This is a genomic window from Streptomyces sp. NPDC006393, assembly GCF_040628575.1.
GTDB lineage: Bacteria > Actinomycetota > Actinomycetes > Streptomycetales > Streptomycetaceae > Streptomyces.
This window is the reverse complement of the sequence record NZ_JBEXZD010000037.1, coordinates 1-20219: the sequence shown is the minus strand read 5'-3', so window position 1 is coordinate 20219 and position 20219 is coordinate 1. Positions and strand designations below refer to the sequence as shown.

Annotated in this window: 19 protein-coding genes; 10 read left to right on the top strand and 9 right to left on the bottom strand. The window is 71.9% G+C overall.

All coding sequences use genetic code 11. The annotated features are described in order from the left end of the window. The first annotated feature begins 4 nt into the window (after positions 1 to 4). The 3 genes from ABZ484_RS17635 to ABZ484_RS17625 all read left to right on the top strand — a co-directional run bounded on the left by ABZ484_RS17635 (position 5) and on the right by ABZ484_RS17625 (position 2859). On the top strand, positions 5 to 787 hold the full coding sequence (locus ABZ484_RS17635) for a methyltransferase domain-containing protein (protein WP_358866788.1): 783 nt from the start codon (positions 5 to 7) through the stop codon (positions 785 to 787). Between the two features lie 109 nt (positions 788 to 896). Then, complete coding sequence (locus tag ABZ484_RS17630; RefSeq protein ID WP_358866787.1) at positions 897 to 1481, top strand: GNAT family N-acetyltransferase; 585 nt, start codon at positions 897 to 899, stop codon at positions 1479 to 1481. Positions 1482 to 1842: 361 nt separating this feature from the next. Further along, positions 1843 to 2859, top strand: a complete 1017-nt coding sequence (locus tag ABZ484_RS17625) for a zinc-dependent alcohol dehydrogenase family protein (RefSeq protein ID WP_358866786.1) — start codon at positions 1843 to 1845, stop codon at positions 2857 to 2859. Here ABZ484_RS17625 and ABZ484_RS17620 read toward each other — a convergent pair. Beyond that, on the bottom strand, positions 2849 to 3019 hold the full coding sequence (locus ABZ484_RS17620; protein WP_358866785.1) for a hypothetical protein: 171 nt from the start codon (positions 3017 to 3019) through the stop codon (positions 2849 to 2851). The two genes, ABZ484_RS17625 and ABZ484_RS17620, sit on opposite strands and share 11 nt — an antisense overlap. Before the next feature lie 73 nt (positions 3020 to 3092). On the opposite strand from ABZ484_RS17620, the gene ABZ484_RS17615 reads away from it, so the two are divergent. Then, positions 3093 to 4529: a hypothetical protein gene (locus ABZ484_RS17615; protein WP_358866784.1), complete on the top strand. Its 1437-nt coding sequence runs from the start codon at positions 3093 to 3095 to the stop codon at positions 4527 to 4529. Positions 4530 to 4542: 13 nt separating this feature from the next. Here ABZ484_RS17615 and ABZ484_RS17610 read toward each other — a convergent pair whose 3' ends face one another. From ABZ484_RS17610 to ABZ484_RS17600, 3 genes are all read right to left on the bottom strand, one after another. Next, complete coding sequence (locus tag ABZ484_RS17610; RefSeq protein ID WP_358866783.1) at positions 4543 to 4878, bottom strand: hypothetical protein; 336 nt, start codon at positions 4876 to 4878, stop codon at positions 4543 to 4545. A 133-nt stretch (positions 4879 to 5011) separates the two neighbouring features. Next, positions 5012 to 6118: a PP2C family protein-serine/threonine phosphatase gene (locus tag ABZ484_RS17605; protein WP_358866782.1), complete on the bottom strand. Its 1107-nt coding sequence runs from the start codon at positions 6116 to 6118 to the stop codon at positions 5012 to 5014. A 101-nt stretch (positions 6119 to 6219) separates the two neighbouring features. Beyond that, positions 6220 to 7065: a hypothetical protein gene (locus ABZ484_RS17600; RefSeq protein ID WP_358866781.1), complete on the bottom strand. Its 846-nt coding sequence runs from the start codon at positions 7063 to 7065 to the stop codon at positions 6220 to 6222. Between the two features lie 313 nt (positions 7066 to 7378). Here ABZ484_RS17600 and ABZ484_RS17595 point away from each other — a divergent pair, with 313 nt between their 5' ends. Both ABZ484_RS17595 and ABZ484_RS17590 read left to right on the top strand, forming a co-directional pair. Next, the gene (locus ABZ484_RS17595) at positions 7379 to 8581 is read left to right on the top strand and encodes a cysteine desulfurase-like protein (RefSeq protein WP_358866780.1); all 1203 of its coding nucleotides are present in this window, start codon (positions 7379 to 7381) and stop codon (positions 8579 to 8581) included. 316 nt (positions 8582 to 8897) lie between these two features. After that, on the top strand, positions 8898 to 10151 hold the full coding sequence (locus tag ABZ484_RS17590; RefSeq protein WP_358866779.1) for a GNAT family N-acetyltransferase: 1254 nt from the start codon (positions 8898 to 8900) through the stop codon (positions 10149 to 10151). 52 nt (positions 10152 to 10203) lie between these two features. On the opposite strand, the gene ABZ484_RS17585 is transcribed toward ABZ484_RS17590, so the two are convergent. The 3 genes from ABZ484_RS17585 to ABZ484_RS17575 form a co-directional block, all read right to left on the bottom strand. Further along, the gene (locus tag ABZ484_RS17585) at positions 10204 to 10935 is read right to left on the bottom strand and encodes an alpha/beta hydrolase (RefSeq protein ID WP_358866778.1); all 732 of its coding nucleotides are present in this window, start codon (positions 10933 to 10935) and stop codon (positions 10204 to 10206) included. A gap of 196 nt (positions 10936 to 11131) precedes the next feature. After that, a complete protein-coding gene (locus tag ABZ484_RS17580; protein WP_358866777.1) occupies positions 11132 to 11860 on the bottom strand; it encodes a sulfite exporter TauE/SafE family protein in 729 nt (242 codons plus the stop codon). Next, positions 11857 to 12330: a MaoC family dehydratase gene (locus tag ABZ484_RS17575; RefSeq protein WP_358866776.1), complete on the bottom strand. Its 474-nt coding sequence runs from the start codon at positions 12328 to 12330 to the stop codon at positions 11857 to 11859. Before ABZ484_RS17575 ends, ABZ484_RS17580 begins: the two co-directional genes overlap by 4 nt. A gap of 182 nt (positions 12331 to 12512) precedes the next feature. Here ABZ484_RS17575 and ABZ484_RS17570 point away from each other — a divergent pair, with 182 nt between their 5' ends. Continuing rightward, positions 12513 to 13355 (top strand): hypothetical protein, encoded by an 843-nt coding sequence (locus ABZ484_RS17570; RefSeq protein WP_358866775.1) that lies wholly within the window; start codon positions 12513 to 12515, stop codon positions 13353 to 13355. 48 nt (positions 13356 to 13403) lie between these two features. Here the strand turns inward: ABZ484_RS17570 and ABZ484_RS17565 are convergent, their stop codons facing one another. Continuing rightward, positions 13404 to 14174, bottom strand: coding sequence for an alpha/beta hydrolase (locus tag ABZ484_RS17565; RefSeq protein ID WP_358866774.1), 771 nt, complete (start codon positions 14172 to 14174; stop codon positions 13404 to 13406). 149 nt (positions 14175 to 14323) lie between these two features. Here ABZ484_RS17565 and ABZ484_RS17560 point away from each other — a divergent pair, with 149 nt between their 5' ends. Together ABZ484_RS17560 and ABZ484_RS17555 are read left to right on the top strand one after the other, a co-directional pair. Further along, positions 14324 to 15187, top strand: coding sequence for a helix-turn-helix transcriptional regulator (locus ABZ484_RS17560; protein WP_358866773.1), 864 nt, complete (start codon positions 14324 to 14326; stop codon positions 15185 to 15187). A 145-nt stretch (positions 15188 to 15332) separates the two neighbouring features. Next, complete coding sequence (locus ABZ484_RS17555) at positions 15333 to 17894, top strand: polysaccharide lyase family 8 super-sandwich domain-containing protein (RefSeq protein WP_358866836.1); 2562 nt, start codon at positions 15333 to 15335, stop codon at positions 17892 to 17894. 125 nt (positions 17895 to 18019) lie between these two features. On the opposite strand, the gene ABZ484_RS17550 is transcribed toward ABZ484_RS17555, so the two are convergent. Further along, on the bottom strand, positions 18020 to 19114 hold the full coding sequence (locus tag ABZ484_RS17550) for a hypothetical protein (protein ID WP_358866772.1): 1095 nt from the start codon (positions 19112 to 19114) through the stop codon (positions 18020 to 18022). 193 nt (positions 19115 to 19307) lie between these two features. Between ABZ484_RS17550 and ABZ484_RS17545 the strand changes: the two genes are divergently transcribed. Next, the gene (locus ABZ484_RS17545) at positions 19308 to 20126 is read left to right on the top strand and encodes a DUF1028 domain-containing protein (RefSeq protein ID WP_358866771.1); all 819 of its coding nucleotides are present in this window, start codon (positions 19308 to 19310) and stop codon (positions 20124 to 20126) included. Positions 20127 to 20219: the final 93 nt, after the last annotated feature.

Genomic DNA, 20219 nt, shown 5'->3' with positions numbered 1-20219 from the left:
GTCCATGTCCAAGAAACAGGAAGCGGTGGAAGAGCACCGCGACACCAAGGCCCTGTTGTCCCTCCTCGATGCGGCGGACCGGATGCCGAGCGCCTCCAGGCTGCGCGCTCGCTCCTACGAACTGCTCTCCCTCGTCCCGGACTCGACCGTCGTGGACGTGGGCTGCGGCGCCGGACGCGCCGTCGCCGAGCTGGCCGAACGCGGGGTCCGAGCGGTGGGCGTGGACCCCGACCCGTGGATGCTGTCCGCGGCCCGGGAGCGGTGGTCGGCGGCCGAGTTCCGGGAGGCGGGCGCGGAGGACCTGCCGTTCGCCGACCGAAGTGTGCAGGGCTACCGTGCCGACAAGGTCCTGCACATACTTCCGGAGCCGGCGAGCGCGCTGGTGGAAGCGCGGCGCGTCCTCCGTCCGGGCGGCAGGATCGTCCTGGTCGGGCAGGACTGGGACGCGTTCGTGATCGACTCCGATGACGCGGCCCTCACCCGGACGATCGTGCACGCCCGCGCCGAGCTGCTGGGCGCGCCTCGCGCCGCCCGCCAGTACCGCAACCTGCTCCTGGACGGCGGCTTCGAGGACGTCACGGTCGAGGCGCACACCATCGTGTTCACCGAGCCCGCGATGCTGTCGCTGCTCACCAGGCTCGCCGAGCCGGCCTGCACGAGCGGCGCCGTGAGCCGTGACCAGGCCGACCAGTGGCTCGCCGAGCAGCGCCGACGCGCCGAGTCCGGTCGCCTCCTCATCGCCATCCCGTTCTTCCTGGCCGCCGCCTCCGCCCCTGGCCCGGCCTAGGGGACTCAGGCCAGGGGCGTCGTCACCGAGCGGGCTCGACTCACGTGCCGTGACGCGCCGACAACGGCTGTTGTTGACGCGTGCGGTCAGCGTCGGGCGATCATGCTCCATGACTCGCGCTGTGTCGACGCCGCCCGTCATCGCCTCCGGCCTGCTCGGTGGCTCCCCCCAGCCCGTGCTCCCCGCCGCCGGGGGCTTGCTGCTGCGCCCCTGGCAGGAAGCCGACGCACCAGCGTTCCTGTCCGCTTACCAGGACGACGAAATCCGGCGCTGGCACACGCGCCGGCCCACCACCGATCTCCAGGTCCGGGACTGGTTCGACACATATCGCCAGGACTGGAAACACGAGAGAGGCGGCCACTGGGCGATCACCCGCGAGGGCGTCGAGGTACTCGGCCGGATCGCGCTACGCGGTCTGGACTTCGACGACGGCACAGCCGACGTGGCCTACTGGGTGCTCCCGGCCGCCCGTGGCGCCGGTGTGGCCTCGTGCGGCCTGTCCGCGCTCACCGCCTGGGCCCTGGACGAGATCGGATTCCATCGGCTGGAGCTCGACCACTCGACCCGCAACCACGCCTCGTGCAGAGTCGCCACCAAGTCCGGCTACCTCCTGGAAGGCACCAAGCGCAGCGCCGCCGTGCATGACGACGGCCGGCACGACATGCATCTGCATGCCCGCATCCGAGGCGACTGACCCGGCCCGATGCGCTGCACCGCTGACGGACTCCGTCGTCGTCCCGGCTCTCGGGCCAACCGCGTGCCGGACAAGGGGTGGTTCCGTGGAAGAGCCGGCGGCCGGGAGTGGCTGCGGCCGACAGTGATCACCGTGGTGTCGGCCCCGCAGGACGCGGGAGGGGTGTACTGCCGGTACACCCCTTGCTGGTGACTCGCTGCCCGCGCGGATGAGCGGTTGTCTGGAAGAGGTGGCACCTCGGCCACCCCGGCCACGCAGGCCACCCCGGCCACTGCGGGCCCCCCGCACCGCCGCGCGGGCACGCACGGCGGGGCCCTGCCCATATGTCCCGACCCTCTCTGTATGTAAGGAACGACCTCTCATGCGCGGAGCAGTGATCCACGCCCCCGGTGATGTGCGCTTCGAGACGCTCGACGACCCCGGAATCCTCCACCCGACCGACGCGATCATCCGTACCGCCGTGACCTGTGTCTGCGGCTCCGACCTGTGGTCCTACCGCGGCCTGGAGCCGGTCGGCGACGCGCACCCGATGGGCCACGAGTACGTCGGTGTGGTGGAGGAGGTCGGGCCCGAGGTCACCGGGATCAAACCGGGCCAGTTCGTCGTCGGCTCCTTCGCCACCTCCGACAACACCTGCGCGAACTGCCGCAACGGCTGGCAGTCCAACTGTCTGCACCGGGAGTTCATGAGCACCTGCCAGGCCGAGTACGTGCGCATCCCCCACGCCCAGGGCACCCTCGTCGCCACCGACCAGGTGCCCGGCGAGGAGTTCTGGCCCGGTCTGCTGGCCGTCTCCGATGTGATGGGCACCGGCTGGTACGCCGCCGACGCCGCCGACGTGCGGCCCGGCTCCACCGCCGTGGTGGTCGGTGACGGCGCGGTCGGCCTGTGCGGGGTGATCGCCGCCCGGGAGATGGGCGCGGAGCGGATCATCGCGATGAGCCGACACGAGCCGAGGCAGAAACTCGCCCGCGCGTTCGGCGCCACCGACATCGTCACCGAACGCGGCGAGGAGGGCGTGGCGCGGATCAAGGAGATGACCGGCGGTATCGGCGCCGACTCCGTCCTGGAGTGCGTCGGCACCGCGCAGGCCATGCGGCAGGCCCTGCGCTCCGCCCGCCCCGGCGGCAACGTCGGTTTCGTCGGCGTCCCCCACGAGGTCGCCATCGACGGCCAGGAACTGTTCTTCTCCCACGTCGGCCTGCGCGGCGGCCCCGCCCCCGTGCGCCGCTACCTGCCCGATCTCATCGACCGCGTCCTGACGGGCCGGATCGATCCCGGCAGGGTCTTCGACCTCACCCTCCCCCTCGAACAGGTCGCCGAGGGCTACAAGGCCATGGACGAACGCCGCGCCATCAAGACCCTCCTCAAGCCCTGACCGTCACCTTCCACAGGGCCGGCACCTCATCGCGCCAGCGTTCGCTCTCCCGCCAAGGACGCACCTCGACCCGTTCGCTCGCGCCGGCGCCGGCCCCGGCCCGGGGCTCGCCACCGCCCGCCGCTCCACCGGCCGGATCACCGGCCTTGGGCACGGGCACGGTCCGCCCCTTGGCGAGTTGGCCGCGAGTTCGAGATTGTCTTGATCGTGGGCACGGTCGACAATGGCCGACCATGACGTCCGACGGTTCCAGAAGGCGCGTCGTGGCCCACGCCGCGCAGTCGTCGCCCCGCAGGATGCGGCGGCTGTCGCGACATGTGGCTGTCGTGCCCGTGGTGCTCGGAGTGCTGCTGGGCGGTGGCGCGTGCGGGCCGGGCGAGCCGGGCGCGGGGCACGGGGTGGAGTTGACCGTGCCGAAGGTCTACTACCTCCGTCCGCCCGGTGACCGGGCCGGTCAGGCCGACAAGGTCGGCTTCAAGGTCGAGGTCGACGGGGTGCGTCAGCCGGGCGGTGAGCGGACGCCGCCGGAACGGCCGTCGGCAACACTCACCATCGACGCGCGAGGGGCGGACAAGGTCGTCCGCCTCAAGAGGCGCAAGAGCTCGTACTGTACGGGCGACACGGCCAGTGTCACCTGCTCGATCGGGCCGGGCCCGGACCCCGGCCCCCTGCACCTCGCGGACGAGGTGACCCCGATCGCGGCCGAGGGCAGCAAGGCCGGCGACACCGGCCTGATCCACTACCGGCTCACCACGGCCGACGGAACCGTACGTACGGCCGGCACACGCGTGGTCGTCGGCGAGCCGGTGCTGGAACTGTGGCACCGCGAGAACGTGACGGCCGCCCCAGGCGGCCGGGTGACGTTTCCACTGACCATCCGCAATACCGGCGAGGTCGCCGTACAGGGCGTCGGCTTCGGGATCGACGCCCAGGCGATGGCTCCCCGGCAGCGGTACCGCAACTGCCGCTACATGGACTTCCACAAGGGCCGTGTGGCGGTGTGCCGCTTCCCGGATCTGCGTGTCGGCCCCGGTGAGACGGTGACGTTCACGCCGGCACTGGAGTTCGACGCGCCCGCGAAGCAGGTGTCCTCCATGGTCCGCGAGTCGGTGTGGCCGCTGGTGACGGGACCATGGCCGGACGACGGCTGGCCGACACAAGGGGACCTGGGCGACGGCGACGAGCTGACTCCTCACACCGCCTCCCGGCCGCCCGCCGGTCAGGGCGCGTTCAGCGGCGCACACGTGGCGTGGACGAACGTCGGGCTGGGTCTGGGCACCGACTTCGCCGCGATCGGCGCCACGGTGCGCGGCAAGCTCGGCACCGAGCAGCGGATCAGCATCGGCGCCCGCAACAACGGGCCCGGTGAGCTGGGTCCTGGCACGGTGGTGCGCATGGTGTTCACCGTCCCCCTCGGCTCCATGGTGGTGAAGCAGCCGATGCGGGCGATCGACGTCGATGTCGACGAGCCGCTCTGCGAGCACGCCTTCGACGCGCAGCAGCGTGACACGTACACCTGCGACCTGGCCGCGATGCCCGAGGGCGAGACGCGCACCCTCGACTTCACTCTGCGTCTGAACGAACCCGGCACCGGCCAGGTACAGCTGAGAGACTCGCCCTCCGACAACCGTCCCGGGAACGGAACGGCCCTTGTCACCATCGCACCCTGAGGGCGACTGCTCATCAGCCGGAGAACCTCCTCGCCAGGTCCCGGTGCCACTCCGCGGACTTGGCCGCCTGGTCGCTGGTGATGTTCACGCCGGGCATCCGGCTCAGACGCTCGATCTGGTCGGCAGAGCGCAGATACTGCCGGTGTGCGTGTTCCCGGCATGCCAGACAGGTGACCTTTTCGGGGTGGGGGGAGGTCATGGCGTAGGGCACCTGACGTCCGCAGCCGGTGCTGACGACGGCCGGTGCGTCGCCCGCGCGGCCCAACGTCGACGCGATCATGTTGCGGACGGCGGCTCCGGCCTCGATCACCCTCTGCTCGACATGGATGTGTGGATCGGTCTCTGTCATCTGCACCCGCCCTCCGCCCGAGCCGTCAGGAAGCACCAGGCTAACGGTGCGATCCTGGGCCGAGGCCGCCGTCCTTGCCGACCGGTTCCCCTCGCGGAGCGACCAGGGCGGCCTTCACACGGGCTGTCGGGTGTCAGGAAGCCGTTGGCTCCTCGGAGAGGCGTACGGCCAGAGCCGCCACGTCGTCGTCGAGTCCCCCGCCACTGTGCTGGAGGAGATCCCGATAGAGCCTGTCGAGCAGTGCCTTGGGCCCGGCCGCGTTCTGCCGGCGCATCCAGTCCTGCAGTGAAAAGTATTCGCCTGTGGGATTCCGGCTCTCGATGACACCGTCGGTGTAGAAGAGCAGCTGGTCACCGGGGGCGCAGGTGATCGTGTCAGTGGTGTAGCAGGGACCGAGGAGTGCCGCGAGGTTGAGGCCCGGCGAGGCAGCGGTGGGGTCCAGGACGAGGACCTTGCCGTGGTGCAGGAGCAGTGGTGGAGGGTGCCCGCAGTTGAGGAGCTTGACGTGGCCGCCCTGATGCGGGAACTCGGCGAGCACCACGGTGATGAACTGCTCCAGTGAATCATCGGTGGGGAACGTACAGCTGTGGCGGGTGCTGCTGGCGTCCAGGCGGCGGGCGATCCCCTCCAGGCTCGGCTCGTCGTACGCGGCTTCCCGGAAACAGTTGACCACCGCCGCAGCCGCTCCTACTGCCGGCAGGCCCTTGCCCCGCACATCGCCGAGGATCAGGCGCACGCCGTAAGGAGTGGCGAGGGCCTCATAGAAGTCCCCGCCGATGTGGGCCTGTGCGGCGGCCGCGAGGTACATCGACTCGACCTCGACGCTGCCGACCCGGCGCGGCAGGGGGCGCAAGACGACCTTCTCGGCCGCGTCGGCGACGAGGCGGAGCTGGACGAAAGCCTGTTCGCGCTGGATCCGGACACGGCACGCGTATGCGGCGGCCGCGGTGACCGCGGCGATGGCACCGACGGTGAACCAGGTGCCCAGATCGGGGTAGACGAGGCTCAACCCGATCATGATCAGGACGCAGACCCCTCCCAGCAGAATCGTGGGAAGCAGCGGCCAGGTAGCGGCGGCGAGGGCGGGCGCGGCGGTCAAGAGGCGGCTGAAAGAGATCTTTCTCGGCGTGGCGAACGCCAGGCTGGTGACGACCACGGTGAAGATCACCGGCGAGAGCAGGGCGGCGTCCCACCGCCTGCGGAGAGGGCGAGGGAGCCGCATCCACCCAGTCCAGAGCATGGAACGTACCATATCGGTAAATATCGGACACCGGGATCAGGCCGGGCCCGCTCATCGGACTCCCAGGCGGTGACGCTGCCCAGGGAAGACGTTGCCGGTGGTCAGCGGCTGCGTACCGCCGTGATGGTGAAGCGTTCGACGTCGGCGACGTGCCCGCCGGTGACCGCGACCACCGTGAGCACCGGGTCACGGGCGCCCGAGAAGGACACCGGCACGCTCCACCGCCCGTCGGCGCCGCCGGCCGGAGTACAGCACGGGGAGGTGCCCAACGGCGCCGCCGACGAGGGCTGGCGCACCTGGACGCGGATGTTCTCGTCCACTCCGGTGATCCGCCCGCCGGTGACCATCGGGGAGCGCACCGGCGAGCCGTACGCGGGCGTGGTCAGGGAGAACGTCGTGTCGTCGCTGCCCACGACCTCCCACGGGGCGTCCGGGCCGGTGCCGTACCGCACCAGGTGAAGGACCGCCGCCGTACCGCCCCCGGACCCCGTCCGTGCGACGCCGACGCGGGCGTGCCGACCGCTGACCGTGCGCGAGGAGACCCGACCGATCTCCTCGAAGCCCAGGTAGCCGCGGGTGAAGGAGAGGGCGGTCTGCTCCGGGTCGAGATGCCAGGGCTGGTGGCCGCCGGAACGGTAGGCACGCTGCCACGCCTGGGCCTGGGCGAGTGTGGCGAACGGCCACATCGGCCGCAGGCTCCACGAGCCGAGCGGCGGCGTTCCGAGCGGCGCCTGCGCGGTCGGCGGACGGGTGCCTGCCGGAGCGTCCGCCGACGGTGCCGGCGAGCGCGGGGGCGTGACTGTGTGCGACAGCGGCGGCGCGGATGTCCCCGGCGCGGTGGGCGGCGGTCCCGACACGGTCGGGGACCCGCCAGAGCCACCGCAGCCGGTCATCGCCAGGACGGCGATCGTCGCGACGCCGATCCGGAACAGGAGCGGGTTGTTCATCGGTGCTCCAGGGAAGGTCGAACCGACCGCAGACGAGTCTGCCCGGCCATCGTCCCACCGGACCCGTCCACGTCACAGAGGTCGTTCTCATGGAAGTCGACGTCACAGAAGTCGACGTCACAGGAGTCGACGTCACAGGAGTCGACTCACAGAGGCCGTCGCACGGCGGTCGTCGCGCGGCGGTCGCGCCGGGCCCGTGCGCGCCGCCTCTCCGGTGCTGCGATGATGCGACGCGAGGCCCCGGCACGGTCAGGCGTGTGGCCGGTCGGACCGCCTCTCCTTTCTGCTGCCACCGCTTCCTTCCGGAGTCCACATGGCCCTCGATGTCGACGCTGTCCGCGCGCGGATCCCCGCCCTGAAGTCCCACTCCGCACGCTTCGACGCGCCCGGAGGCACCCAGACGCCCCAGCCGGTCATCGACGCGATCGCCGACGCGCTGGCGAGCCCGCTGGCCAACAGGGGGCGGACCAACGAGGGCGAGCGCAACGCGGAAGCCATCGTCACCGGCGCCCGGCTCGCCCTGGCCGACCTGCTCGGTGTCGAGCCGCGGGGCGTCGTGTTCGGCCGCAGCGCCACCCAGCTCACCTACGATCTGTCGCGCGCGCTCGCCAAGGGCTGGGCCCCGGGCGACGAGGTGGTGGTCACGCGGCTCGACCACGACGCGAACATACGTCCCTGGATACAGGCGGCGGAGGCGGTCGGCGCCACGGTCCGCTGGGCGGACTTCGACCCGGAGACGGGCGAGTTGCACCCCGGGCAGGTGGCCTCGGTGCTGTCGCCACGGACCCGGCTGGTCGCCGTCACCGCGGCGTCGAACCTCATCGGGACCCGGCCGGACGTGCCCGCCATCGCCGAACTGGCGCACCAGGCCGGTGCGCTGCTCCATGTCGACGCGGTGCACTACGCCGCGCACGCCGCCGTCGATCTGGCCGGCCTCGGTGCCGACACGCTGGTCTGTTCACCGTACAAGTTCATGGGTCCGCACCTGGGTGTGCTGGCGAGCCGGCCCGCGCTGCTGGAGACACTGCGGCCCGACAAGCTGATGCCGTCCACCGACGACGTCCCGGAGCGCTTCGAGCTGGGCACGCTGCCGTACGAGTTGCTGGCCGGTGCACAGGCCGCCGTGGACTTCCTCGCCGGCCTGGCGCCGGAGGCGGCCGGCACCCGCCGGGAACGACTGCTGGCGGCGTTCACCGTGATCGAGTCCCACGAGGAAGCTTTGCGTGCGCGCCTGGAGCGAGGGCTTGCGGACCTGGGCGGGATCACCGTGTACTCCCGGGCCGCGCGGCGCACCCCGACGCAGCTGTTCACCGTGCGGGGCCGCAGCTCGGCCGATGTCTCCCGGCACCTGGCGGCGCACGACGTCGCCGCACCGGCCGGATCCTTCTACGCACTGGAGGCCTCCCGACGGCTCGGGCTCGGGAGCGAGGGCGCGGTGCGGGTGGGCCTGGCGCCCTACACCTGCGCCGACGACATCGACCGGCTGCTGACGGCGCTGGGCAGCATCGAACGCTAGACCGGGCGAGTCGACTCGCGGCGAGCGGCTCCCCGAGGAGTGTCCGTCCGGCCGACGCCTGTTCCGCCGGTGCGGGCGGCGGCGGGGAGCACCGCCGCCGAGCCCGACGACCGCAACTCCCCGGGACCCACTGGGACCGGGCGGAGCCGGGGCCGCGGCCTCGGCCTCGGTCTCGGTCTCGGTCTCGGCCCCGGCCCCGGCCCCGGCCTCGGCCTCGGCAAAGATCAATTCGCTTGACCTGGTCACGGAACAACGCTCCACTGTGGCGGGACACCACGAGCCGTGGTGTCGGTATCCCGGGGAGGCAGCGGCAGCAATGGAGATCCGTCCCACGACCGACCAGGATCTCGGCGTCTTCGTCGACACACTCCACGCCGCGTTCGGGCGTTTCCCGGAAACCCCGGCCGAGGGTGGCGGCGGAGTGTGGTGGTCGGCGCTCGAGATGGAACGCAACCTGCTCGCCGTGGCGGCGGACGGGCGGCCCGTCGGCACCGCGGGTGCGTACTCCTTCGAGCTCACCCTGCCCGGTGAGACCCTCGTCCCGGCGAGCGGGGTGACCGCCGTCGGCGTCCTGCCCTCGCACCGGCGCCGCGGCGTGCTCAGCGCGATGATGCTGCATCAGCTCACGGAGCTGCGGGCGCGAGGGGAGTTCCTCTCCGTCCTGCTGGCCTCGGAGGCCCTGATCTACCGCAGGTTCGGCTACGGACCGGCGACCTACACGCAGCGGCTGACGGTGCCGCGCCACCAGGGCGCCCTGGCTCTCCCCCGGGCACGCGCCACGGCCGACGGCCCGGCGACCGGTTCGGACACGGACACCGGCACGGACACCGGCACGGTCGAGGTCCTGCGGCGTGCCGAGTGCGGCGAGATCCTGGAAGAGGTCTACGACCGGTACCGCCGCGCACAGCCCGGAGCGCTGTCCCGGCCGCATGGCTGGTGGGCCTCGGGTGCGGGGCAGCCCCCGATATCGCCGGCGCCGCGCTACGTCGCCGTCCACCGTGACGCCGACGGCGTCCCGGACGGGTACGCCAGCTACTCGGTCGGCGAACCCTCCACCTTGACGGTCGACGAGACCATCGCCGCCGACGACGCCGTCTTCACGGCCCTGGCCGGGTTCGTGCTCGGACACGACCTGGTCACCGAGGTCGTGTTCAAGCACTTCCCGCCCCAGCACCCGCTGCGCTGGCAGCTTGCGGACTTCCGCGCCGGCCAGGTGAGCGGCGACACCGACTGGCTCTGGGTGCGGCTGCTGGACGTCCCGCGTGCGCTGACCGCGCGCGGCTGGTTCGCGGACGGCGAGCTCGTCCTCGACGTCGACGACCCGTTCCTCGGCGAGCACGGCCGCTACCTGCTGACCGTCCGGGACGGCAAGGCCGGCTGCGTCCCGACGGACCGGGAGCCCGACCTGTCCCTGGACGTGAGCGACCTGGGCTCGATCTACCTCGGCGGCACCGCACCGAGCACGCTCGTGCGTGCCGGACACATCCGGGCCCACCGCCCGGGCGTGGCCACCCTCGCCGATGCGCTCTTCCGCGCCGAGCGCTCGCCGCACTGCCTGCACTGGTTCTGAACGGGCGCTCGCCGTTAAGGGCCGTCAAGACCGAGGCCGCACACGGACTCGGTCAGCCGGGCGGTGCGGTCCGGCCGGCGGCTGTCACGATCGTCCGGGCCACCGTCCTCGGGTGGGACAGGAACGGGGAGTGGCTGGAGTCGGGCAACTCCTCGATGTGATCGGCACGTTGGGCCAGCCGACGCTGGACGACGGTGGGCGTCGCGTTGTCGCGGCCGGTCAGCAGGTACGTCGAGGGCAGGCCGCGCCAGGCGATCGCGGTCGGCGCCTGGTCGAGGACCGCGGCGGACATGGGACGCAGATGGCGTACGGCCTCGTCGGCGGCGGCCGGGGCGATGTCGCCACAGAACAGCAACGGGGCCCGGTCGGGCCTGACCCTCATCGTCCCGGAGGCGGGGTCGATGTCGAGGTCCTTCGCCGGGTCGAGGACGTCGGGGCCCGCGTCGGGGAGCGCGTAGCCGAGCAGGGTCTCCCCCTCGTCGGCGATGTACGCGGCGACGTACACGAGATGCCGGACCGCCGGATGCCCGGCCGCCGCCTCGGTGGCCGGAATGCCGCCGTAGGAGTGGGCGACCAGGACCACGTCGTCGTGGGCGTCGAGGACGCGGCGGATCTCGGCGGCGTCGGCATGCATGTCCGCCATGCCTTCGGGCCCCGCCGCCCGGCAGCTCGGCAGGTCGACGAGCACGGACCGGATCCCCTGCCGCTCCAGCTCGGCGACGACCTCGTGCCAGCACCAGGGGCTGTGCCAGGCCCCGTGCACAAGCACCGCGATGTCCGCCATACGTCCCCCTCCTGTCCCTCCCCTGCCTCGGCCGTGCGCCGGGCCCTTCCATGGTGGCACCGGAACGCGTGGGGCGTCCCGGTGCGCAAGCAGGACCAACCGGTGCAGGGCGCAGATCACCTGATCGCCGCGGGGTGGACGGCGACAGCACTGGAATCCGGCCGATACTCGGCAGTTGAGAGACTTGGACCCGGGCTCACAGCAGTCCCAGCCCCTTGGCCAGGCTCGACAGCCCGCCGGCCAGCGCGAGGAGCAGGACGAGCTGCCGGGCCCGGCCCTCCGGGACGCGCTCGGCGAGCACTCTGCCGACGACCGCGCCCATCGCCATCGCGGCGAGGGCCGTCACCCACCCCGTCGAGCCCAGCCGCGGAACGCCGTTGGCCGCTATGGAGAAGACGTTCACGACGATGCCGTAGAACTGCGCGTTCGGCACGAACTCGTGGACGGTCCAGCCGGCGTTCATCGCGTACAGGGAGAGCGGCGGGCCGCCCAGTCCTGCCGAGGCGTTCATGAATCCGCCCGCCGCGCCCGCGGCCACCGCCCCTTGGGTACCGGTCAGGGCGGACACGCGCAGGCCGCGCATCACCAGCAGCACGGCCAGGGTCACCAGGAGGCCCATGCCGACGAACAGGACCGGGTGTGGAAGTCGGGCGGCCACCCATGTCCCGGCGGGGACGGCACACGCGGACGCGGCGACCAGCGGCGCCATCGCGGTCAGCCGCACTCGCCGCCAGCCGCCGGCGAGCCCGACGGCACTGATGGCACCCGCCGCGCAGTTGGCCAGTGCGACGCCCTGGGACGGGCCGAGCAGCAGCACGAGCGCGGGCACGGCGACGAGTGCGAAGCCCATGCCGGTCAGCCACTGCACACAGGCGCCCACCATCACGATGCCGCCGAGGAGGAGTTGTGCCGTCCCGCCGGTCATGCGCCGCCGCGGGTGCGCAGCAGGTTCACGACCGTGACCCGCAGCACCGGCTCGCCGCCCTGGTCGAGGAGTTCGGCGAGCGTGCGCACGATGCCGCGTCGCGGGTCGGAGCGGGAGAGCCGGGTGTCGAGGGTGTGCAGACGCAGGCGGAGCCGGTCGCCGGGGCGCACGGGCTTGAGCCAGCGCAGTTCATCCACGCCGGGGCTGCCGAGACTCGCGACCGTCGACAGGTAGTGCCTGGCGAACAGCTGCATCATCAGGGCGACGGTGTGCCACCCGCTGGCCACCAGCCCGCCGAACGGCCCCTCCTTCGCCGCGACGGGATCGACGTGGAAGGACTGAGGGTCGTACTGGGAGGCGAAGCCGATGATCTCCTCCTGGGTGACGGCGACGCTGCCGTACTCGTATGTCGCGCCCGCCGTGTAGTCCTCGAAGTACCGGTCGTCGATGGGCGCGTCGAATGTGTCCATGTGCTGATGGTCGTTCATGTCTCCACGGTCCCAGTCCCCTTGACGTCGATGGTCAGTGTCTACCAGGCCCACACGGGAGGCGACCGTAGACACTGTCTCTGTCTCCATGGGTGACCGGAGCCGGGGCTTGCGATCACGGCTGCGGCCGACCGCGCGCTCGCCGCCCGCTAGCATCCCTGGTCATGGCGAGGCGGGGATGGCGGCTGGGTGTCACAGCCGCGGTGGCGGTGCTGGCGGCGATCTGTGCCTCCGGACCGCAACCCCCGGGGGCCGTCACCTCGGTGTCGGACCTCGGCCCCCTCCCGGCCGACCGCTACGCGTACACGCCGCAGGACTACCAGCGAGCCCAGCGGGCATCGGCGTTGCTGGTCCGGCAGTGCATGGCCGGACGCGGCCATCCGGACTTCCCGCTCGACCCCCGCTACCCCAGCGACCCCGTCGTCGCCACCGCGGTCGCCACCGACTACGGCGCCCTCGATCTCGGCACGGCCCGCCGCTGGGGCTACGGCTGGGACCCGGCGAAGCCCCTGGCGCCCCGGCCGAAGGGACGCCGGATGACCAGCGCCGAGTACGCGGACTGGCCGGACTGCAACGCCGAGGCGGACCAGCGGCTGATGCGTGGCATCGACCTCGAGCGGGACTGGCTCTACGCGAGCAGCCGGGCGATCGAGGTCGCCGAGGCGGTCAAGCGCGACCCGCGCCTCCGTGCGGCCTGGGACGCGTGGTCCCGCTGTGTGGCAGAGCAAGGATTCACCCGCTACCCCGACCCTGCCGCGGCGTACGCCGACGACGCCTGGCAGCGGGGCAGCGACGGCAACACCCGGCATACGCGCCGGGAACGGGACACCGCCGTCGCGGACGTCATCTGCAAGCGCCGCCACCACACGGTCGAGCTCTGGCACGCCGTACGGGCGCGGAAGCAGGCGGCGGACATCGCACGGCATCGCGACCGGTACACCGCCGGGCTGAGGGCGCTGGGGACGTACCGGGCCAACATCGCCGAGGTGCTGCGCAAGCTCGGCTAGCAGAAGCGGCCGACGCGCCACCGCGAGCGCAGAGCCTGCGGGCCCGGCTCAGCCGAGGAACTCCCCGACGAGCTTGGCCAGCTCGGCCGGCCGCTCGAGCCGCGCCACGTGGCCGCACTCCAGCTCGGCGTAGCGGCTGTCGGGGATGCCCGCCGCGAGCTCGCGCGAGTGCTCGACGGGGATCAACGCGTCCAGTGCGCACCCGATGACCAGGGTCGCGGCCTGGATGCGGGGCAGCGCGGCGCGGATGTCCACCTTCAGGACGGCGTCGAGCTGGCGCAGCAGGTCGGCGCTCGGAGGCATGCCGGTCGCCAGCTCCTCCACGGCCTCGCGGTCGAGGGTGTTGAGGTAGGAGCGGTTGAAGGCCGCCAGCATGGCGTAGCGCGAGAAGGCCGTCGGGTTGCCGGCCAGCGAGCGCCAGACGGTGATGCCGTTCCGGATGTACGGGTCCTCCGGGCCGCACCACCCGGAGAGCGTGATCAGTCGGCGCACCAGCTCCGGGTGGTGCGCGGCGAGCAGGGCGACGACGGGTGCGCCGAGCGAGTAGCCCAGGACGTCCACCGGGCCGCGCCCCAGGTCGGCCAGTACGGCGGCCAGTTGGGTGGCGAGGAGTTCGACGGTCACTTCGCCGCCGTCGTCCTCGGCCGCCTCGCTGCCGGACAGATCCGGGAGGACGACGGTGTGCCGGCCGGTGAAGTGACCGAGCGCCGACTCCCAGGTGACCGACCCCCTGCCGGAGCCGTGCACCAGCACGAGGACGGGACCCGAGCCTTCCAGGCGGTAGGGGATGCGAGCGCCGCCGACGGTCACCACAGGCATGGTTCCTCTTTCCGTAGAGGGTGGGGTTCGTGTTCCGGCGCCCACGATGCGCTGCTCCGGCCCGGATGAGGAGCGGACCGCTCTGCCTAGGACCGGCGATCCCAGGGTTCGCGGGTCCTCATGGCCCGCCGATGCCGGATCATGGGGACATGCCGAGCGCGCTGAACCGCCGTGAACTCGCCGACTTCCTTCGCCGGTCGCGGGAGCGCCTGCGCCCGTACGACGTCGGGCTGGCCTGCGGGCCCCGGCGACGGACGCCCGGGCTGCGCCGCGAGGAGGTGGCCCAGCTGGCCGGGATGTCCGCCGACTACCTGATGCGCCTGGAGCAGGCACGCGGTCCGCAGCCCTCCACCCAGCTGCTCGGTGCCCTGGCACGCGCGCTGCGGCTCACCGAGGACGAGCGCGACCACCTGTTCGTGCTGGCGGGGCACCGCCCGCCGGAAGGCCGCAGGGCGGGGAGCCATGTGCGTCCCGGGCTGCTGTACCTCCTCGACCAGCTGACGCGCACCCCCGCGCAGGTCCTCGGTGACCTGGGCGATCTGCTGGCCCAGAACGCGGTGGCCGAAGCCCTGTTCGGCTGTGTGTGCACCGTGGAGGAGCCCGACCGGAACGTGGTGTGGCGGTGGTTCACCGACCCCTTCGTCCGCGAGGCGTACCCGGAGGACGAGCATGAGCGGCGCGGCCGGCTGGTCGTCGCCGACCTCCGCACCGCGGTGGCGCGTCGCGGCCCCGGCGACGCCGAGGCGACGGCGCTCGTCGCGCGGCTGCGTCGGGCGAGCGACGAGTTCGCCGCGCTGTGGGACCGCCACGAGGTGGCCGTCCGGCGGGAGAGCCGGCTGCGCGTGCGGCACCCGGAGGTGGGGCTGATCGAGTTCGACTACGAGGCGCTTCTCAGCCCGGCCGAGGACCAGCGGCTGCTGGTCTTCACGCCCCCGCCCGGCACCCCGAGCGCCGAGGCCCTCGACCTGCTGCGCGTCGTCGGACCCGAGACGGCGCACCGCAGCCACCGGTGACCAGGGGCCGGGGACTCACCGCGGGCCGTGCGCCTGAGACGTACCGCGACGCTGCCGCCCGCATCTGATGCGGCACTAGTGACACGGAGACGCGCAGTTGCTTGGATGTGACAAGCGCTTTCCGGCCGAACCTTGGAGCGTGCCCGTGCAGCCCTCGCGTCGTGCTCTGTTGTCGGTGTTCCCCGCGGCGACCCTGCTGGCGGTGGCGCAGCCGCTGAAGGCATGGGCCGTGCCCCGGCCGGACGCGACCGTCACCGACGCGGCCGGCGACCATGCCGTACTGATCGGCAACGTCGTCGCGATGTTCGCCGGCACCGCGGAATCCAACGCCCGGCCCGAGGTGGGCCCCAAGCTCGCGTCCATCGACGCGACCGCCCGGGCCCGGCTGACCGCGATGGACGGAGCCGGGCCGGGCGAGCTCTTCAAGGGCGTTGCCCTCGGCACGAGTGACACGAACCTGACGACGTCGTTCCAGTACCTCTACGAGATCGCCCTCGCGACCCGCACGCCCGGCGGCACGGCCTCCGGTCTCCGCGACAACGTGACCGTCCAGAGAAGGGTCATCGACGGCCTGGCCCGGCTGTACGACGACTACTACGGCACCCAGTCGAAGGGCTACTACGGCAACTGGTTCACCTGGGAGATCGGCATCTCCTCCCACGTGAGCAAGACCCTCGTCCTGCTCAAGGACCAGCTCGCGGAACACCGGCCCGACCTCACCGCCGCCTACGTCGCCTCCATGGACGCCTATCTGCGCAACGGCAAGGACGGCGACGTCGACCTCGACTCCCGCTTCCACACCGGCGCCAACCTGGCCGACATCACGACGAACCGGATCCTGCAAGGCGCCGTGCTCGACGACGGCGCCCGCATCGGCAAGGCCATCACCGACCAGCTGACCGTGTTCGCGACGGTCGACCCGTACCAGCCCCGACACGGCGTCACCGACGGCTTCTACTCCGACGGTTCGTTCATCCAGCACGCCTCCGTCGCCTACACCGGCTCCTACGGCACGGGACTGCTGACCCGCGTCGTGCAGACCCTCAAGATCCTCGACGGCACGGGCTACGCCCAGGACATCGGCGGCCTCGTCGACACCGTGCGGGAGTGGGTGGCCGACGGCTTCGCTCCGCTGATCTTCGAGGGCTGGATGATGGAGATCGTCAAGGGCCGCGCGGTCTCCAGGACCGCCACCGGGTACGACTCCGTCGCCTCCGTCGTCGAGGCCGTCGTCGACCTCTCCGACCGTGCGACCGGGGCCGGCGCCACGGCCCTGAAGAGCTACGTCAAGTACATACGGCAGACGTCGAAGGCCGTCCTCGACCCGAAGAGCTTCGTCTCCCCGGTGAGCATCGCCCGCTACACCGCCCTCCTCGCCGACGCCTCGATCCCGGCGCGGGACCTCAACCCCGCCGAACGCAACGTCGCGTTCAACGCGATGGACAGGACCGTCCACCGGCGTCCCGGCTACGCCTTCGCCCTGGCCCGCAGTTCCACGAGGATCAGCAAGTACGAGTACATGAGCGGCGAGAACCTCATGCCGTGGTTCCAGGGCGACGGCGCCCACTACCTCTACCTCTCCGGCCAGGACCAGACCCAGGCCTTCGGTGTCGACTACTACACGGCCGTCCCGCCCTACCGCCTCGCCGGCGTCACCGCCCCGGTGGAGAGCCGCAAGACGATTCCCGAGCTCTACGGCACCCAGTGGTACGACAACCCCGAACGCGGATTCACCTCCTCCTCCGAGTCGCAGAACATCTACGTGTACTTCCCCCGCGGCACCAACGCCTTCTCCGGCGGCGCCGGCCTCGGCGCGTACGGCGCGGTCGGACTCGTCCAGGCCGACGACGTCGCGTACGCCGCGAAGCAGGCCGGCGACCTTCCCGACGACTTCGTCGCCTACCGCAACGCCGAGGCCACCAAGTCGTGGTTCATGTTCGACGACGAGATCGTCGTCCTCGCCGCGGGGGTGGGTGACGCCGCCGGCCGCCCGGTGACGACGACCATCGACAGCCGGATCGCCGGCCCCTCGGACGCCATCACCCTCACCGGGGAACTCCGGGACGGCAGGGCCTGGTCCGGCCCCGGTACGGCGCCGCTGGCCTGGCTGCGCTACGCCGATGCCGGCCAAGGCACCGCGGTGGGATACGTCTTCCTGGACGAGCAGCGGCCCACCGTCGCGCTCGACACGGTCACCCGCAGCCGCCGCCTCGTCCGCGCCTCCAATCCCGACACCCTGGTGAGCAAGCAGGTCTTCTCCGTCTCCGTCGAGCAGGCGGCCACCGCGCCGCCCACCTCGATGGCCTACGCCCTCGTCCCGAACGCCTCCGAAAGACGGTTGAGGTCGTACGCCCACGGACCGGTGTCCGTTCTGGTCAACACCCCCCGGGTGCAGGCCGTGCGGCATGCGGGACTGCGCATCGTGGCCGTCAATGTCTTCGCACCGGGCACACACCACGCCGAACGGCTCTCGACCGACGGCCCGGCATCGGTGATCCTCCAGGAGGCACGCGACGGCACCACCAGGGTCGCGGTGTCCGACCCGACGACGCAGCGGGACACGGTGTCCGTCACCGTCCACGGCCGGACGATGACGGCGCTCTCGGCGGACGACGGGGTCAGGGTCGGCCGGACCCGCGGCGGCACTCGCCTCGACATCACCACGCGCCACGCCTACGGCCGGAGCTTCACCGCGACACTGCGTTAGCCTCCGTCGCACACCCGGCCCCATTCCGGGTCGGTCGGCCGTTCGGCACCGAGCCCCGCTCGCGGGGGCCGAGGCTGGTCGCGGCGGCCGGCGAGCGGGGCGATGGCGGGATGTGTCTTCTCGTCTCAGTTCTGTCGCAGGGCCGGCATCGGGAGCGGGATGTCGTAGGCCGTCGCGCCCGCGCCGACGCCGCCTTCGCAGGTGTTGGGCGGGGTCGTGCCGGTGCCGCGAGTGGAGGGGCGTTCGGCGGCCCAGAACATGTAGCCGAGCATGCCGGAGGTGGTGCCGGCGCCGTTGGGGGCGACGGTCCGGGTGAAGGAGCCGGTGGAGTTCTGCAGGGAGTCGGCGAAGTCCGTGCACTCGGGCAGCGTCTTGCTCTGGTCGCTGATGTAGACGGATCCGGTGAACTTGGCCGGTGCCAGCGGCGGCACGGGCGGCGAGTACGTCGGCTTGCCGTCGACGTGCTCCTGCCAGTTGGCGACCGCCGAGCCGGCCGAGGGCTGGCGGGCGGGCACCATCGCGTTGGCGTAGTCGAGCACGGGGGTGTCCGTGCGCAGCCAGTCGGCGGTGGCCTTGCGGTCGAGGTCGATCAGCCACCGGTCACCGGCGGCGACGTCGATGGTCAGGCGGGCCGTCGGGTCGGCCCCCGTGGCGTCGTAGGGGTGGACGGCCCGGTAGGCGCCGATGAAGGACTGGAGGCCGGTGAGGTCCGGGCCGCTGTTCTGCTCGTAGTCGATCTCGATGCCGACGCCCAGATCGCTCGCCAGGGCAGCGGCCCGCTGTCCGAGCAGGGTGGGGTTCTCGGCGAGCGCGCTGTCCCACGCGTCCGTGTAGGTGATGCCGCCGATGGAGAGCATCACGCGGATCCCGTGGGAGGTGAAGTACTGCACGATGTCCTTGGTCATGCCCCTGGGCACGCCGTTCAGCGTGGTCGCGTCGGTCGTGCCGTGCAGCAGTTTGAGGGGCTCGACGAAGCTGAGCACGACCAGGTTGACGGAGGGCCGGCCGTCCCCGCGGTCGATCAGCCAGTGGTTCTGCGCGCCGAACTCGGCCACGGTGCGGACGGTGCCCCAGACGCAGGCGTCGTTCGAGCAGTGCCAGGCGCCGTAGATCTGCGGCGGCGTGCCGCCGGCGGCCGAGGCGGAAGCAGCGTGCGGGACGAGCAGGGCACCGAGCAACCCGAGCGCGACGAGCAGACGGTGACGGAGTCTGTGGCGCATACGTGCCTCCGGAGAAGATGCGGCCTACGGGACGCGGGAGGTGGCGCGGGCAGCGTGTCAGGTTCAGACCAATACGACAAGAGGGCGGGCGACCGGGCCACGGCGAGTCCCCGTGCTGCGCACCGCCGTTGGGCGGTATGCGCTCGCCCCAACTCCTGGTGCTGCTGCCCGGGCCGCTCTACTGTCCTTTCTCATGACGTTTTCGATCGTGGCCCGGTCCGGTGAGGCCTTCGGGATCGCAGTGGCGAGCAAGTTCTTGGCGGTCGGCGCCGTGGTACCGGCGGCGGAGGCCGGGGCCGGGGCGGTGGCCACCCAGGCGGCGGCGAACCTCCGCTATCGCCCGCAGGGACTGGCGCTGCTGCGAACGGGCGTGCAGCCCACCGACGTGGTGGCGGGTCTCGTGGCCACGGACCGGGATCGCGCGCACCGTCAGCTGGGTGTCGTGGGCTCCCATGGCCTCGGAGCGACGTACACGGGTGAGGAGTGCATGGACTGGGCCGGTGGGACGGCAGGCGACGGCTATGCGATCCAGGGCAACATCCTCACCGGTCCGGAGGTGATCGAGGCCATGAAGTCGGCCTGGCTCTCCTCGCGGGGGGTCACGCTCCACCGGCGGCTGGTCGCGGTGCTGGAGGCGGGCGACTCCGCGGGCGGTGACCGCCGGGGCCGCCAGAGCGCGGCCCTGTATGTGGTGGCTCCGGGCGCGGGGTACGGCGGCGGCAGCGATGTCGCCTGCGACCTGCGCGTGGACGACCATGCCGACCCCGTCGCGGAGTTGAGGCGCCTGCTGGACGTGCACGAGCTGTTGTTCGGCAAGCCCGACCCGGACACTCTGCTGGACCTGTCGGGCGAGCTCAAGGAGGAGGTCCAGAACCTGGTCGCCGCCCGCGGTCACGCCTCACTGGAGATGTGGGCGGGGGTGGAGAACCTCGAGAACCGTCTGGTTCCCGGCATGATCGACCCGGTGGTGCTGGCCCGTCTCCGGGACGGCCGAGCCGGCGACGAGGCCTGACCCCACTGCCGGTCTACTGGGGCAACCGCAACTGGGCGCCGTATCTCACCGACACCCTGCGGGACATGGTCCGTGACGGCCGCCGCCGCATCC